Annotated in this window: 13 protein-coding genes; 8 read left to right on the top strand and 5 right to left on the bottom strand. The window is 72.4% G+C overall.

Annotated features, from left to right (window positions below):
- The first annotated feature begins 18 nt into the window (after positions 1-18).
- From QMF98_RS02705 to QMF98_RS02685, 5 genes are all read left to right on the top strand, one after another.
- Complete coding sequence (locus tag QMF98_RS02705) at positions 19-744, top strand: response regulator transcription factor (RefSeq protein ID WP_337974540.1); 726 nt, start codon at positions 19-21, stop codon at positions 742-744.
- Positions 741-2,366, top strand: a complete 1,626-nt coding sequence (locus QMF98_RS02700) for a sensor histidine kinase (protein ID WP_337974539.1) — start codon at positions 741-743, stop codon at positions 2,364-2,366. Before QMF98_RS02705 ends, QMF98_RS02700 begins: the two co-directional genes overlap by 4 nt.
- A 43-nt stretch (positions 2,367-2,409) precedes the next feature.
- Positions 2,410-3,198, top strand: coding sequence for an HD domain-containing protein (locus tag QMF98_RS02695; protein WP_337974538.1), 789 nt, complete (start codon positions 2,410-2,412; stop codon positions 3,196-3,198).
- A gap of 155 nt (positions 3,199-3,353) precedes the next feature.
- Entirely contained in the window at positions 3,354-3,647 is a 294-nt protein-coding gene (locus QMF98_RS02690) for a WXG100 family type VII secretion target (protein ID WP_291764015.1), read from the top strand.
- A gap of 67 nt (positions 3,648-3,714) precedes the next feature.
- Positions 3,715-4,002, top strand: a complete 288-nt coding sequence (locus tag QMF98_RS02685) for a DUF4031 domain-containing protein (RefSeq protein WP_291764017.1) — start codon at positions 3,715-3,717, stop codon at positions 4,000-4,002.
- A gap of 31 nt (positions 4,003-4,033) precedes the next feature.
- Here the strand turns inward: QMF98_RS02685 and pulA are convergent, their stop codons facing one another.
- The 4 genes from pulA to QMF98_RS02665 all read right to left on the bottom strand — a co-directional run bounded on the left by pulA (position 4,034) and on the right by QMF98_RS02665 (position 12,966).
- Positions 4,034-9,898: a pullulanase-type alpha-1,6-glucosidase gene (pulA, locus tag QMF98_RS02680; RefSeq protein ID WP_337974537.1), complete on the bottom strand. Its 5,865-nt coding sequence runs from the start codon at positions 9,896-9,898 to the stop codon at positions 4,034-4,036.
- A 249-nt stretch (positions 9,899-10,147) separates the two neighbouring features.
- Complete coding sequence (groL, locus tag QMF98_RS02675) at positions 10,148-11,773, bottom strand: chaperonin GroEL (RefSeq protein ID WP_337974536.1); 1,626 nt, start codon at positions 11,771-11,773, stop codon at positions 10,148-10,150.
- Positions 11,774-12,010: 237 nt separating this feature from the next.
- A complete protein-coding gene (locus tag QMF98_RS02670; RefSeq protein WP_337974535.1) occupies positions 12,011-12,607 on the bottom strand; it encodes a LytR C-terminal domain-containing protein in 597 nt (198 codons plus the stop codon).
- Between the two features lie 47 nt (positions 12,608-12,654).
- Entirely contained in the window at positions 12,655-12,966 is a 312-nt protein-coding gene (locus QMF98_RS02665; protein WP_337974534.1) for a DUF3263 domain-containing protein, read from the bottom strand.
- 126 nt (positions 12,967-13,092) lie between these two features.
- On the opposite strand from QMF98_RS02665, the gene QMF98_RS02660 reads away from it, so the two are divergent.
- Genes QMF98_RS02660 through QMF98_RS02650 form a run of 3 tightly spaced genes read left to right on the top strand, consistent with a single transcriptional unit; the run spans position 13,093 to position 15,388 of the window.
- Entirely contained in the window at positions 13,093-13,770 is a 678-nt protein-coding gene (locus tag QMF98_RS02660; RefSeq protein ID WP_337974533.1) for a uracil-DNA glycosylase, read from the top strand.
- Positions 13,771-13,827: 57 nt separating this feature from the next.
- On the top strand, positions 13,828-14,649 hold the full coding sequence (locus QMF98_RS02655; RefSeq protein ID WP_337974532.1) for an SGNH/GDSL hydrolase family protein: 822 nt from the start codon (positions 13,828-13,830) through the stop codon (positions 14,647-14,649).
- Between the two features lie 43 nt (positions 14,650-14,692).
- Entirely contained in the window at positions 14,693-15,388 is a 696-nt protein-coding gene (locus QMF98_RS02650) for a cation efflux transmembrane domain-containing protein (protein ID WP_490715639.1), read from the top strand.
- An 18-nt stretch (positions 15,389-15,406) separates the two neighbouring features.
- On the opposite strand, the gene QMF98_RS02645 is transcribed toward QMF98_RS02650, so the two are convergent.
- Positions 15,407-15,991, bottom strand: a complete 585-nt coding sequence (locus tag QMF98_RS02645) for a TetR/AcrR family transcriptional regulator (protein ID WP_337974530.1) — start codon at positions 15,989-15,991, stop codon at positions 15,407-15,409.
- Between the last annotated feature and the right edge of the window lie 76 nt (positions 15,992-16,067).

Here is a 16,067-nt window from a genome sequence, read left to right as displayed (position 1 = left end):
TCGTCGCACACTGGGTGGATGAACGCTGCGTCCGGTGCGCCCGAGGCTCGGCTGCTCGTCGTCGACGACGAGCCCAACATCCGTGAGCTGCTCGCCACGTCGCTGCGCTTCGCCGGTTTCGAGGTGAGCTCCGCGGCGGACGGCAGCTCCGCACTGCGCCTGGCAAAGGAGGTGCAGCCGGACCTGGTGGTGCTGGACGTGATGCTGCCGGACATGGACGGCTTCACCGTCACCCGGCGCCTGCGTGAGAAGGGTCAGCACGTGCCGGTGCTGTTCCTCACGGCGCGCGACGACACGGCCGACAAGGTGCAGGGCCTGACGGTCGGCGGCGACGACTACGTGACCAAGCCGTTCAGCCTCGAGGAGGTCGTCGCCCGCATCCGCGCGGTGCTGCGCCGCACCCAGCGGGTGGACGACGACTCGCAGGTCCTTCGCTACGCGGACCTCGAGCTGGACGACGACTCGCACGAGGTCCGCCGCGCCGGTCAGCTGATCGACCTGTCCCCCACCGAGTTCAAGCTGTTGCGCTACCTGATGCTCAACGCCGGCCGCGTGCTGTCCAAGGCGCAGATCCTCGACCACGTGTGGCAGTACGACTGGGGCGGCGACGCCAACATCGTCGAGTCCTACATCTCCTACCTGCGGCGCAAGGTCGACCAGCTGGACGACACCCAGGGCCGGCGGCTGCCTCCGCTGATCCACACGAAGCGGGGCGTCGGCTACCTGCTGCGCGAGCAGTCGTGACGGCACTCCGTCTGCCGACGCGGTGGGCGGCGGCCTGGGACCGGGTGCCGCTGCGCGGCCGGCTGGTCGCCGTCGCCACCGTGCTGATCGCCGTCGGCCTGGTGCTGGCGGGGATCACCAGCACCGCCCTGCTGCAGCGCTCGCTGGTCGCGCAGATCGACGACAAGCTGCGCACCGAGGGCACGGCGCTGGCGAGCCAGCGGGTCAACGCGCTGCGCAACGGGCTGTACCAGGCGGCCGGGCCGTCCGACTACTACGTGCGCCTCGAGGTGGAGGGCGCGCAGTCGTTCACCTGGCGGTCGCAGAGCGTCGTGGACACCTACGGCGAGCCGCACGTGCCGGCCCTGTCCCCGGCGCAGGCGGCTGCGCTGGGTGGCCGACCGTTCAGCGTGGACTCCTCCGTCGCGGGATCGCACTGGCGGGCGGTGGCGTACCCGACGAACGACGCCAGCGGCTGGGTGCTGATCGCGCTGCCCCTGGCCGAGGCACGGGACACCACCAGCACGATGGTCTCGGTGCTGCTGCTGTCCGGCGTCGGCATCGTGCTGCTCGGCGGCCTCGCCGCCGGCTGGGCGGTGCGACGGTCCCTCGCGCCGTTGGGCCGCATCGAGGAGACGGCCGCGGCGATCGCCGCCGGCGACCTGTCCCGCCGCGTGCGCACCGCGCCGGAGAGCACCGAGGTGGGTCGCCTCGGCGTCGCGCTGAACGGGATGCTGACGCAGATCGAGGCGGCGTTCGACGCCCGCACCGCCTCCGAGTCCCGGATGCGCCGGTTCGTCGCCGACGCGTCGCACGAGCTGCGCACTCCCCTGGCGACCATCCGCGGCTACGCCGAGCTGTACCGGATGGGCGCCCTGACCGGTGCCGACCAGGTGGACGACACGATGCGCCGCATCGAGGGCTCCGCCACGCGGATGGGCACGCTGGTGGCGGACCTGCTCGCCCTGGCCCGGCTCGACGAGGGACGGCCGATCGCGCACCAGCCGGTGGACCTGACGGTGCTGGCGGCCGACGCCATCAGCGACCTTCGCGCGCTCGACCCCGACCGGCCCGCCCGCCTCGCACCGCTCGACCCGAGCGGCACGGCCGGCGCCACGCTGGTGCTCGGCGACGACGCCCGCCTGCGACAGGTGGTCGCCAACCTGGTCGGCAACGTGGTGCAGCACACGCCCGCCGGCACGCCCGTCGAGATCGCCGTCGGCACCGCCCCCGGCGTCGGCATCATCGAGGTGCGGGACCACGGGCCCGGCATCGACCCGGAGCACGCCGCCCGGGTGTTCGAGCGCTTCTACCGGGTGGACGCCTCGCGGACGCGGGAGTCCGGCGGAGCGGGTCTGGGGATGGCGATCGTCGCGGCCATCGTCTCGGCGCACTCGGGCCAGGTGACGCTCGCGCAGACGCCCGGTGGCGGCACGACGGTGCGCGTGGTGCTGCCCGCGGTACCCGCCGGTACGGTCCCCGACGAGGTCGAGGAGCAGGACGAGACCGACGCCCCGCCCGTGGCCGAGAACGCCGACCCAGCCGATCGCGGCGCTGTGACCAGGCGCGATGCGCAGGCGACGGACCCCGCACCCGAGGGCGATCGGGCCGGCCGGCCTCGAGAGGCCGCTGACAGGGCCTGAGGCTACGATGACTCGTCCTAGTCACCAGCCGTGAGGTCGATCCATGGGCGTCCATGACGCGCCACAGTGGTTGTTGTCCGCGTTCGTCCGCAGCGTCCAGGCAGTCGGCGGTACCGCCGAGGCCGACGAGATCCGCAGGACCGGTGAGGCCCTCCTGGCCAGGTGGACCGCTCCGGAGCGGCACTTCCACAACCTCCGCCACCTGGTGGACGTCATCGCCCGGGTGGACGAGCTGACGGAGGAGACCTACGACCCCGAGGTGGTGCGGCTCGCCGCCTGGTACCACGGGGCGATCTTCGACTCGGCCGAGCGCGCGGCGTACGCCAACCGCGGCGGCGAGGACGAGGTGGCCAGCGCACGTCTGGCGTACGACGAGCTGACCGCGCTCGGCGTCTCCGCCGAGAAGGCGCAGCGGGTGCACGACCTGGTGGTCCGCCTGGCGCGGCACAACCCGGACCCGGCCGACCCGGACAGCGCCGTCCTGTGCGACGCCGACCTGGCGATGCTGGCCACCGAGCCGCAGAAGTACCGCGCCTACCTCGAGGACCTTCGCGCCGAGTACGCCCACGTCCCGGTGGACAAGTTCCTCGCGGCCCGCGAGCACATCCTGCGCAAGCTGCTGGGCCGTCCACGCCTGTTCGTCAGCCCGCTGTCCGAGCGCTGGGAGGAGCCGGCCCGGCAGAACCTGACCGCCGAGCTCGCCCGGGTGGAGAAGGAGCTGGCGAAGCTCGCTGCCGGGTCCGGCGCGAGCGGGGCGACGGCCGCGGGCGACGGCGCAGGGACCTCCGCATCGGAGAGCCAGGCGCCGTCGACGACGAGCACGCCCGCCTGAGTCGGACCTCATCCGTCCCCAGCCCGGCAGCCGTCCGTGCGATCGGGTGCCGGCGCCGTTCGACGGCCGCGCGTCCCTGCGGGATCCCTAGCGTCGGCCGCGCCCCGTCGTCGAGAGCTGCCCGCCCGGCAGCCCGGTGGGGCACGGGAGGTCCGATGAGTCGTTACGAGGTCGATGCAGCCGAGCTGGCCCGCGCAGCCGGTGGTGTCCAGGCACGGGTCGCCTCCATCCAGGCGGAGGTCGCGGCGATGAACCGCCAGCTGACCGAGCTGCAGGCCGGGTGGCGCGGTGCCGCTGCCGGCGCCTTCGCCGGCCTGGTCGCCGACTGGTCCGCCACGCAGGGCAAGGTGGAGCAGTCGCTCACCCAGATCAGTGCGGCGATGACCAGCGCGTCGCGCACCTATGCCGACGCGGAGGCCGCGGCGTCCCGGCTGTTCGCAGCGGGCTGACCAGGCCGTCCGTCCGGTCGAGGCGCCGCACGGGAGTCCGACTGACGAGGCGGTTACCCTCGGCGGGATGACCGTCCTCGTCGACCCGCCTGCCTGGCCCCGGCACGGCACCGTGTGGAGCCACCTGGTGAGCGACGAGTCGTACGACGAGCTGCACGAGTTCGCGCAGCGCGCCGGCCTGCCGACCCGGGCGTTCGACCTGGACCACTACGACGTGCCGCAGCACCGGTACGAGGAGCTGGTGGCCCTCGGCGCCCAGCCGGTCGACGGGCACCAGCTGATCCGCCGGCTGATCGCCTCCGGTCTCCGGGTACCCGCCCGGGACCGGAGGCGATCAGCGCACCGGCACGGCTGACGTCGCGTGGCTCACTGCGTGCTTCGGTCGGTCAGCCGCGGGACCAGGACCACAGCCACGACCACGGCTCGCCCCACGACCAGGGGCCGCCCGACGACGCGGCACCGCCCGACGACCACGGCCCGGCCGACCACCACGCACCGCCCCACGGTCCGGTCCAGGACGCACCGTGCTGCTTCTGCTCCAGCACCACCACCGTCCGCGGCGGCACGGTGACCGTTCCCGTCGCGTTGTCCCACCGGGTCGTCTTCACCACGGGGTCGGACCCGTGCGCCTGGGCCTTCGACAGCGTCAGCGCGTGGCCGCTGAGCCCCGCGAGGTGCTCGCTGACCGGCGTGGTGGTCGCGTTGAAGACGACCAGCACACCGTCGCGGGCCTTGTCGACATCGGCACCGCGGGTGTCGTCGATCCACATCGCGATCACGCCGGGGTCCGTCGTCGGGAAGCTGACCTTCTGCTCGATCGCGGCGGCGTCGTCCAGCCGGAACAGGGGGCTGGACGCCTTGATGGTCAGCAGCGTCTGCGCCTGGGCGGTGGCGGCCGCCATGTCAGCCGCGGACGGCTTCAGCGCCGGGTCGGCGAGCAGCGGCGCCATCACCGGCCACTGACCGGAGTTCTTCGCCGCAGGCGGCAGGCCGGAGCCCCACGTGGAGCTGGTGCCCGTCCAGTCGATCCGGTTGAACCAGTCGCCCGAGTCGTAGCTGTCGTTGTCCATCGACTTGCTACGCAGCAGGTCGGTGCCAGCCAGCCACATCACGCGGCTCTGCGAGAGGGTCGCTGCGGCGAGCGAGAGCGTCTGCATCCGCACCCGGTCGGCCATCGTGGTCGCCTTCGGCAGCTTGAGCGCCAGCGCGTCGTACAGCGTCTGGTTGTCGTGCGCGTCGACGTAGTTGACCACCTCGTCCGGCTGGTCGGCGTAGCCCGCCGGCTGACCGTTGTAGTCGATCTGGTCACCACGCTTCACGGTGCCGTCCGACGCGGTGAACGTGAACGCCCGCAGGTTCCCGGCGAGCCCCACCTTGATCAGGTCCTCGGCATGGGCGAGTGCGGCCGCCTGCTGGGCGGGCGTGCCGTTGACCGCCACCCCGTTCGGGTCGGTGCCCAGCCCGCTGCCGTAGCCCTGGGCCTGCACCGAGGACGAGTCCACCGGGCTGCCGCCGCGGACGGCGTCCCGCAGCCGGTCGTTGAACGTCCCGATCCCGGTCCCACCGAGCTGACCCTGGACCGCCTGCGTGAACAGGGCGTTGTCGGCCACCTCGCCGAAGTTCCAGCCCTCGCCGTAGAGGGCCACCTTCGACCCGTCCACGCCGTCGCGCTTCAGCGTCAGCCTGTCGAGAGCTGCACGCACGTCCTTCATGTTCTGCACCGAGTGGAAGCCCATCAGGTCGAAGCGGAACCCGTCGACCTTGTACTGCTGGGCCCACAGCACCACGCCGTCCACCATCAGCTTGCCGGCCATGGCGTGCTCGGTGGCGACGTTGGAGCAGCACGTGGACGTCTGCACCGCACCCTTGGCGTCGAGCCGCTGGTAGTAGCCCGGCACCACGCGGTCGAGCACGGAGGCGTCCGACTGCCCGCTGGCGGAGGTGTGGTTGTACACCTGGTCGAGCACCACCTGCAGACCGGCCCGGTGCAGGGAGCCGACCATCGAGCGCACCTCCGCTGTGCGCGCCGGACCGTCGGTTCGGACCGCGTAGGAGCCGTCGGGCGCCAGCCAGTGCAGCGGGTCGTAGCCCCAGTTGAAGCCGTCCTTGGCGGCCACGGCCGAGGTGCACGCCTGCTGCTGGTCGGATGCGGGCGGCAGCGAGGCCAGGTCGCACGCCGGCTGCTGCCAGGTGCTCTTGTCCTCGTTGACGGTGGCGAAGTCGAAGACGGGCTGAAGCTGCACGGTGTTCAGACCCGCCCTGGCCAGGTCCTTCAGGTGCGTCATGCCGGCGCTGTCCTCGACGGTGAACGCGTCGTAGGTGCCGCGCAGGCCGGCCGGGACGGTGCTGTCCGTCGCCGAGAAGTCCCGCACGTGCAGCTCGTAGGCGGTGCGGGCCGACTCGTTGGGGATGGTCGGCGCCTTGGCCGTCCGCCACACGTCCGGCTGGAGCGCGGGGTCGGACAGGTCGGCGACCACGGACCGGGTCGCGTTGGTGGTGAGCGCCACGGAGTAGGGGTCGGTGACGTCGTTGGTCACCACCCCGTCGGCGGTCGGCACCGTGAGGCGGTACAGGTAGCCGCGGTCCTTCCAGCTGCGGTCACCGGCGACCGTCCACGTGCCGTCGGGCTGCCGGGTGGTGTCCACGACGGTCGGTGCCCCACCTGCCGCAGCGGCGTCCAGCACCACCGAGACGTGCTGTGCGGTCGGTGCCCAGACCGCCAGGCTCGGCACCCCGCGGGCCCACGTCACACCCAGCTTCCGGGTCTGCGCCGACGCCGCGTCCAGGTCGTCCAGGACGCCCGGCACCTGGACCCCGGTGAACGCCGTCAGCGCGCCGGTGGCGTCCTGCTGCACCAGCCGCAGCTGGCCGGTCAGCGCCGCGGCGACCGCCGCTCGGTCCGCACCGACGTGCAGCGCGAGGTACCCGGTGAGGGCGGGGAACCGGTGCAGCTGGTCGGCGGTGAGGCCGCCGGCCACGACGGACAGCGGCAGCGCGGTCCCCGTGCCCGACAGCGAGCCGTCGGTGACGGCCAGGTCGCCCGCCTGCGACGACCGCAGCGTCCACGTCAGCGCGGCCGGATCGGTCCCTGACGGCACCAGCGACGGCGGCACCGCCACCGTGCCGGCGTCCACCCACTGCGCCAGCTCCTGCCCGGTGCCGGGCAGCGGCGGGCTGCTGTTGACGATGGTCAGCACGTGCGTCGCCGCGGTGTAGGAGAACGTCACCTGCTTGCCGGTGGTCGCGGTGAAGTCGATGTTCGGGCCACCGGGCACGCCGCCGGCGCCGTAGTTCTCCGACCAGCTGAGCCCGACTGCGGCCTTCGCCTGGTAGGACCCGGACGGGATCGCCGACGTGGTGAACGTGTACACGCCGTCACCCTTGAGGTCCTCCAGCCACGACCCCATGCAGTCCGGCGCCCAGTCGGCGGAACAACCGATGGCCGACTGGTACGAGCCGGGTGCGGTGACGATCGGCCCTTGCGCGGTGTTCTGCGCGTAGTGCGTCGTCGCGTCGTAGTAGAAGGTCACCGGCCCGCCGGCGGTGGTGAACGCGATGTTCGCCCCGCCCGGCACGCCGCCGGCGCCGTAGTTCTCGTTCCAGCTGCCGCCGATCGCCACCTTGTACTCGTACGAGCCGGCGGGCAGCGTGAACGTGCCGGCGTACACGCCGTCGGCCCGCTTGGTCAGCGCGATCGCGGAGCAGTCGGGCGCCCAGTCACCGGCGCAGCCCACGGCCGCGTTGAAGCTGCCCGGCACGCTCACCTGCAGCGTGGTCCCCGTGCCGCCCCCGGCCACCACCCCGTCCACCCGGTTGCCCACCGAGGCGTAGGTGGAGGAGGCGACGCGGTCGCCCGCCGCGTCGACGGACACGGCGCGGTACTCCACCAGCGTGCCGGGTGCGAGCCCGGACACGTCGGCGAACACCTGCGGCGCACCGCTCTCCGCCGTGCCGAGCCCGGTCCAGGTCCCCGACCCGACCACCCGGTACGCGAAGCTCGTCTCGCCCCACCCGTCGGTCGCGTCGGCCGCCACCGGCGTCAGCCCGGACACCCCGGCACCGGCACTCGGCACGGACACCGACAGCGTGCGGGACGGCACCGCGGCCACCTGCCGGTCGGCCCGCAGCACCACGGCGGACAGCGCCGGGACGGTCAGCGTCACCTTGCCGGACCCGTCGGCCGTCACGCCGGAGCCACCGCCGTACAGCGCGGTGTAGCTCGCGCCCGGGGTCAGGGTGGTGAACGTGACCGTCTGCGAGGTCGCGGCGTTGTTCACCGCGACCAGGTTCTCCACCTTCTCGGTGCGGTCCACCCGCGAGAACGCGTACACCCCGGTGCCGTCCTGCGCGTACCGCTCGATCTGGGCGCCGTGGGCCAGGGCCGGGTTGCCGGACCGCAGCGCCGACAGCGCGGCGATGTGCTGGTAGAGGACGGAGGTGGTGTCGTAGCGGTCCTTCGACCCGGCCGTCGTCCCGTCGACCAGCGGCTGGTTGGCGTACGACGCGGTCTGCGTCGCGAACATGTCCTGGCGGGCGTCCTTGTCACCGCCGGTGCCGGCGAAGCCCTGCTCGTCGCCGTAGTAGACGATCGGCTGGCCGCGGGAGAAGAACATCAGGTCGTTGGCGAGCTCGTCGCGCGCCATCGGGTCGGGCTGCCCGGCCAGGAAGTAGCCGATGCGGCCCATGTCGTGGTTGCCGAGGAAGGTCGGCAGCGCATCGGCCGACGAGTGCGTGGTGGTGTACCGGTCGTCGGACGCGTACAGCGCCTGCAGCGACTTGGCGGACCCGCCCTTGGCGTAGCTGGTCGCCGCCGACTGGAAGGAGAAGTCGAGCACCGAGCTCATCGCCGTGTCCCGCACGTACGGCGCCGTCTTCTCCGAGTCGGCGTCGTACACCTCGCCGAACATGAAGAAGTCGGGCTTGCCGTGCGTGTGGGCGTAGTCGAGCACCGGCTGCGTCCAGGCCTTCCAGAACTCGAAGTTCACGTGCTTCGCGGTGTCGATGCGGAAGCCGTCGATGCCGAGGTCGATCCAGGACTCGTAGATCTGCTCCATGCCGCTGACGACCTTGGGGTTCTCCGTCATCAGGTCGTCCAGACCGGAGAAGTCGCCCAACGTCGTCGACTCCCCGGTGTAGGTCGAGTCGCCGCGGTTGTGGTACAGCGTCACGTCGTTCAGCCAGGACGGGACCTTGACGTTCGCATCGGCCGGCGCGACGACGGGCGTGTACGGGAACGACGTCGCCGGGTCGAACGTCGGGAAGCTCGGCGAGTTCGCCAGTGCACCGATGTCCGGGATCACGGTCCCGTCGGCCGCCTTGTACGGCTTGTCCGCCTGGCTGACGTACCCGTACTGGTTCTGCGCGTAGCTGATCACGTCCGCCGTGTGGTTGGTGATGATGTCGAAGTAGACCTTCATCCCCTTGGCGTGGGCGTCGGCGATCATGGTCTTCATCTCGTCGTTGGTACCCAGGTGCGGGTCGATCTGCGTGAAGTCGGTGGTCCAGTACCCGTGGTACCCCGCGGACGCGTCGGCACCGGTGCCCTGCACCGGCTTGTTCTTGAACGACGGCGTCAGCCAGATCGCCGTCGTCCCCAGGCCGTGGACGTAGTCGAGCTTCGACGTCAGGCCGGCCAGGTCACCACCGTGGTAGAAGCCCTTGTCGGTGGGGTCGAACCCGGACACCAGCCGGTCCGTCCCCAGCCCGGCCGTGTCGTTCGCCGTGCTGCCGTTGGCGAACCGGTCCGTCATCACGAAGTAGTACTGGTTCCCGCTGCCCGCCTCCCGCACCGGGCTCCCGACGAGGCCGTCGTCGGCAGCCGTGTACCCCGCCGCCAGGCCGAGCGGCGTCACGGTGACGCGCTGCGTGCTGACGTCGTAGGAGAACCGCAGCTGCTCCGTCCCACCGGTGACCAGGGGAATGTTCGCCGCTCCCCCGTCGAGCCCGACGGCGCCGTCCCACCCACGGTCGAACGCGACCTTGTACTCGTACGAGCCGCCCGGCAGCGTCAGGTCGGCGGCGTACACGCCGGCCTTGCCGGTCGGGGCGAGGTCCGTCGCCTCGCAGCTCGGGTCCCAGTCGTTCGCGCACCCGGCCTTGCTCTGCAGGCTGCCGACGAGGGTCACCACCCCGGGGGCAGCGGCGGCGGGTGCGACGGGCGTCGCGACCAGGCCGGTGACGGTCAGGGCGGCCGCCGCCAGCAGGGCCAGCAGTGATCGGGACGTGCGGGAGCGTGCGCGAGCAGCAGTCATCGTCGACCTTCTGGTCCAGCACACGTCGGTGTGCGCAGATTCGGACGGATCGCACGGTATCCGGCAGCAAGTCCTTGCAGCAAGAGTCAGCAAGAATTTCAGTGGACACAGCCGTTCCACAGCCCGCACCTGGACAACCGACCAGGACCAGCGCACACGCACGAGGGGCCGGCCACCCGCAGGTGACCGGCCCCTCGACGTTCAGCGGCGCACGCGCCGCCCGGTACTGCTCAACGAGCTCTCAGCGGATCAGAACCCGCCGCCGAAGTCCTCGCCACCGCCGGGGCCGGCCGGGGCCGACTTCTCCGGCTTGTCGGCGACGACGGCCTCCGTGGTGAGGAACAGCGCCGCGATGGACGCCGCGTTCTGCAGCGCCGAGCGCGTGACCTTGACCGGGTCGTTGACGCCGGCGGCCAGCAGGTCCTCGTACTGGTTGGTCGCGGCGTTCAGGCCGTGACCGGTCGGCAGGTTGCGGACCTTCTCCGCGACGACGCCGCCCTCGAGGCCGGCGTTGATCGCGATCTGCTTCAGCGGGGCCTCGATCGCCAGCCGGACGATCTGCGCACCGGTCGCCTCGTCACCCTCGAGCTCGAGCTTCTCGAACGCGAGCTTGCCGGCCTGGATGAGGGCCACGCCACCACCGGCGACGATGCCCTCCTCGACGGCCGCCTTGGCGTTGCGCACGGCGTCCTCGATGCGGTGCTTGCGCTCCTTGAGCTCCACCTCGGTGGCCGCACCCGCCTTGATGACGGCCACGCCGCCGGCGAGCTTGGCGAGGCGCTCCTGCAGCTTCTCGCGGTCGTAGTCGGAGTCCGAGTTCTCGATCTCGGCACGGATCTGGGTCACGCGACCCTGGATCTGCGCCGCGTCGCCGGCACCCTCGACGATCGTCGTCTCGTCCTTCGTCACGACGATCTTGCGGGCCTGGCCCAGCACCTCGAGGCCGACCGTGTCGAGCTTGAGACCGACGGTCTCGGACACGACCTGGCCACCGGTGAGGATCGCCATGTCCTGCAGCATCGCCTTGCGGCGGTCGCCGAAGCCCGGGGCCTTCACGGCGACGGACTTGAAGGTGCCACGGATCTTGTTGACGACGAGCGTGGCCAGGGCCTCGCCCTCGACGTCCTCCGCCACGATGAACAGCGGCTTGCCGGCCTGGATGACCTTCTCCAGCAGCGGCAGCAGGTCCTTGACGTTGGAGATCTTGGACTCGACGAGGAGGACGTACGCGTCCTCGACGACAGCCTCCTGGCGCTCCGGGTCGGTGACGAAGTACGCCGACAGGAAGCCCTTGTCGAAGCGCATGCCCTCGGTCAGCTCGAGCTCGAGGCCCAGCGCGTTGGACTCCTCGACGGTGATGACGCCTTCCTTGCCCACCTTGTCGAGGGCCTCGGCGATCAGGTCGCCGATCGCCTGGTCGCCGGCGGAGATGGCGGCCGTGGCGGCGATCTCCTCCTTGGTCTCGACCTCCTTGGCCTGAGCCAGGAGCTGAGTGGTGACGGCCTCGACGGCCTTCTCGATGCCGCGCTTCAGCGCGATCGGGTTGGCGCCGGCCGCGACGTTGCGCAGGCCCTCGCGCACGAGCGCCTGGGCCAGGACGGTGGCGGTGGTGGTGCCGTCGCCCGCGACGTCGTCGGTCTTCTTGGCGACCTCCTTGACGAGCTCGGCGCCGATCTTCTCGAAGGGCTCCTCGAGGTCGATCTCCTTGGCGATGGAGACGCCGTCGTTGGTGATGGTCGGCGCGCCCCACTTCTTGTCGAGCACGACGTTGCGGCCCTTGGGGCCGAGGGTGACCTTGACGGTGTCGGCGAGGATGTTCAGGCCGCGCTCCATGGAGCGACGGGCCTCCTCGTCGAAGGCGATGATCTTGGCCATGGGGCTATCGATCCTTCTGCTGGGTTCTGGGGGTGGCCGTCCGATGCCCGCGACGGACGGGCCCGCCGTCCGCAGTCACGTCCCGCGGCTGACGGCCCTCATCTGACGGCCGGTACTTCTGTCACTCTCACCAGGAGAGTGCTAGCCCAATGGTTAGCACTCGACCCTGGAGAGTGCAAGCCGCCGACGGTCGTCAGCGGCACGACGAGGACTCCGTCGGGAGCCCCCCAGCGGCTGCTAGCCCAGCACCACCGTGATGCCCGTGCCGGCCTGCGCGGCCGACAGCGTGACGGTGCTGATGCCCAGCGTCGACGCCGCGAGCGCGGCCGTCTGCTGCTGAGCCGCGGTGGCGTAGTAGACGACGCTCTGCTTGGTGCTGCTGGGGCTGTTGCCCGTGGTGACCGAGGTGAACCCGGCCTTGGTCAGCTTGGTGGCGGCGGTCGCGGCGGCACCCGAGAGGCCCGAGGCGTTCAGCACCTTCACGGGGGTTGCCTTGTCGACCGTGCCGGACGACGACGCCGGGGGGCTGGCCGGTGCGCTGCTCGGCGCCGTGGACGCGGGCGCGCTGGCGGTGGCGGCACCGGACTCGGCGGCCGAGGGGGACTCGGCGGGGGTCTCGGTCACGGCCGGGACGGCGAGGTTGGGCAGACCGCCGTGGTTGGACATCCACGTGACGGCACCCCAGGCGAGGAGCGGCACCAGGACGATCACCAGCAGGAAGGGCCACCAGCGGCTCCATGCCGAGCGGGGAGCGCGGTGCACGCCGCGGGGTGCGCCCGCATCCGGCTGCGCGTCGAACTCGTCGGCGGGGTACGGGTAGGCGGCCTTGCTCACGGCGAGAAGGCTAACGGCTCAGTCCGTGAACCCCGCGCGCCCCGCGCTCACGCGTCGGCGCTCAGCCGACGGGCCGTGCGGGCCCGCTGGCGGGACGAGCGCAGCCGACGGAGCCGCTTGACCAGCATCGGGTCGAACGCGAGCGCCGCCGGGTCGTCCAGCAACCCGTTGAGCACCTGGTAGTACCGCGTCGCCGACATGTCGAACAGCTCGCGGACCGCCTGCTCCTTGGCACCGGCGTACTTCCACCACTGCCGCTCGAACGTGAGGACCTGCTGGTCCCGCTCGCTGAGGCCCGTCGAGCCCTCGACCGGCTCCGACAGCTCCACGGTGAGGCTGCGCGCTGCTGCGACGTCCATGCCGGTCCCCTCTCGTCGTACCGGCGCCCAGCGTACGGCTCGAACGACACCGGTGTCATTCGCCTCGCGGCCGCCGCTCCGCGGGCACCCGCGTGCGTACCTGCTGCACTGGGTACCGTGCGGACCGTGGCACCCGCAGCGCTCGACCAGCTGATCGACCCGGGATGGGCGGCGGCCCTCGCACCCGTCGAGCCGCAGATCCGTGCGGCCGGCGACTTCCTGCGCGCCGAGCTCGCCGCCGGCCGCACCTACCTGCCGGCCGGCGACGCGGTGCTGCGGGCGTTCACGCGGCCGCTGGACCAGGTGCGCGTGCTGGTGGTCGGGCAGGACCCCTACCCCACGCCGGGCCACCCGATGGGCCTGTCGTTCTCGGTGCAGCCCGACGTGCGACCGCTGCCCCGCTCGCTGGACAACATCTTCCGGGAGCTGGTCGACGACCTGGGCGTGCCGCGGCCGAGCTGCGGCGATCTCAGCCCGTGGGCCGACCGCGGCGTGATGCTGCTCAACAGGGTGCTCACCGTGCGGGCCGGCGCGCCCGCGTCGCACCGGGGCAAGGGCTGGGAGGCGGTGACCGACCGGGCGATCGCGGCCCTCGTCGAGCGTGGCGGGCCGCTGGTCGCCGTGCTGTGGGGTCGGGACGCGCAGACCCTGGCACCGGCGCTGGGCGACGTGCCGATCGTCCGCAGCGCGCACCCCAGTCCGCTGTCCGCGCACGGCGGCTTCTTCGGCTCGCGTCCGTTCTCCCGGGTCAACGAGCTGCTGGTGGCCCAGGGCGCCGACCCCGTGGACTGGCAGCTGCCCTGAGCCGACCGGTGCGCCGGAGGCCTGCACGGCGTCGGTACGCGTGTGCAAGATGTCCCGGTGCGCGACCACCTTCCCCCCTGGACCCGGTACGTCGCCCTGGGCGACTCGTTCACCGAGGGCCTGTGGGACAGCCCGGCAGGTCCGGACGCCCCGCAGCGCGGCTGGGCCGACGTGCTGGCGTCCCGGCTGTCCGAGCGGCGGACGGCCGCGGGTGAGCAGCCGCTGGAGTACGCGAACCTCGCGGTGCGCGGCCGGCTGCTGCGCCCGATCCTGCGGGAGCAGGTGCCGGTGGCGCTCGACCTGAAGCCGGACCTGGTGAGCCTGGTCGGCGGCGGCAACGACCTGCTCCGCCCCACCGGCGACCCGGACCGGCTGGCTCGTGACCTCGAGCACGCCGTGCGCAAGCTGCGGTCCGCCGGCATCGAGGTGCTGCTGGGCACCGGGTACGACACCAAGGAGAGCCCGCTGGTGCGCCGGATCCGGCCGCGCGTGGGCGTGTACAACACCCACATCTGGTCGATCGCGCGCCGTAACGGTGCGCACGTGGTGGACCTGTGGGGCATGCGCTCCCTGGCGGACTGGCGGATGTGGGCCGACGACCGCATCCACCTGACCACCGACGGGCACGCGCGGGTGGCGCAGGCGGCTCTGGTCGCGCTCGGGCTGCCGCCGGACCGGGACGACTGGGACGACCCGCTGGCACCGTTGCCGCCGGTCCCCCGCGTGGAGCAGCTGCGGGCCGATGCCCGCTGGCTGCGGGTGCACGCCTACCCGTGGGCGACACGGCGGCTGCGGCGGTCGTCGAGCGGGGACGCCCGCAGGCCGAAGCGTCCGCAGCCGGCACCGATCGTCCCGCAGGAGCGTGCCGCGGAGGACTGAGGCCCGCGGCGACGACGCCCGGCTGGACACCGCGGCTCCGGCGATGGACCCTCCCCCGGTGACCACGCCCGTCCCCGCCCGCCCGACGCTCGGCGCCGAACGGCGGGCCGTGCTGCACCGTCGGGTCCGTCGGATCGTCGCCACCACCATCACGTACAACGTGCTCGAGGCGGCGGTGGCGATCGGCGCCGGGGCGGCCGCGTCGTCGGCGGCACTGCTCGGGTTCGGGCTGGACTCCGTGGTCGAGGTGCTGTCCGCCGTCGCCGTCGCCTGGCAGTTCAGCAGGCGCGACCCCGAACGGTGGGACGCGCTGACCGCCCGGCTGGTCGCCGTGGCGTTCTTCCTGCTCGCGGCCTACGTCACGGTCGAGTCGGTGCTCACGCTCACGGGTGTGCAGCGCGTGGAGCACAGCACCGTCGGCATCGGGATCGCGGCGCTCAGCCTGGTGACGATGCCCGTGCTGGCGTGGCTGGAGCGGCGCACCGGGCGGGAGCTGGGCTCGGCGAGCGTCGTCGCCGACTCCCGGCAGCTGCTGGTGTGCATGCAGCTGTCGGGCACCGTGCTGGTGGGCCTGCTGGCGAACAGCCTGCTGCACTGGCAGTGGGCGGACTCGGTGGCGGCGCTGGTGGTGGCGGCGCTGGCGGTGCGGGAAGGCGTCGAGGCCTGGCGGGGCGAGGTGGAGTCGCCGTTCGAGGTCCTCGAGGAGCTCGAGGCGGACGACGACGCGGTGGCGGACTAGCCGACGCGGCCCGGGCGGTCAGTCGGAGGCGGGGGCGCCGAAGCGGAGGCCGTCGACGACGAGGTCGAGCAGCTTGCGCACCTGCGGCGCCCAGCTGTCGCCGTCCGGGACCATCCAGACGGCCGACATCGCACACATCACGTCCTCGGCGGTGACGTCCGGGCGGACGGAGCCGTCGGCCTGGCCGGCGGCGAGGAGCACGCCGATCGCGTCGACGATCCGGCCGCGTGTCTCGCCGAACAGGGGCGAGTCGGAGCCGACCGCCGCGCGCAGCGCCGCGCCCATGCCGCGCTTGGCGGCGGCGTAGCGGACGAAACGCCCCATCCACTCGCGCAGCGCGTCGACGCCGGACCGGTCGGGGGTGAGCAGGGCCGGCGCCGCGTCGCACAGCTGCTGGACCTCCTGCCGGTAGGCCGCCTCGACCAGCGCGTTCCGGTTGGGGAAGTGCCGGTACAGGGTCCCGATGCCGACCCCGGCCTGCTCGGCGATCGACTCCAGCGGCACGTCGCCGTCGTGCGCGAGTGCCGTGGCGGCGCACACCAGCAGCTTCTCGCGGTTGCGCTGCGCGTCCGCGCGCTGCGGCCGGGCTGCTGCGGTGCTCACGAGTGCTGCTCCTTCGTCGTCGTCCTGCGTCGTCGTCCTGCGGGTCGTCGTCCTGCGTGCTCGGCGGGCAATTGCC

The sequence above is a fragment of the Cellulomonas sp. NTE-D12 genome (genome assembly GCF_027923705.1).
Classification (GTDB): Bacteria; Actinomycetota; Actinomycetes; order Actinomycetales; family Cellulomonadaceae; genus Cellulomonas.
The sequence above is the reverse complement of the archived record's forward strand: the minus strand, read 5'-3'. Positions and strand labels throughout refer to the sequence as shown.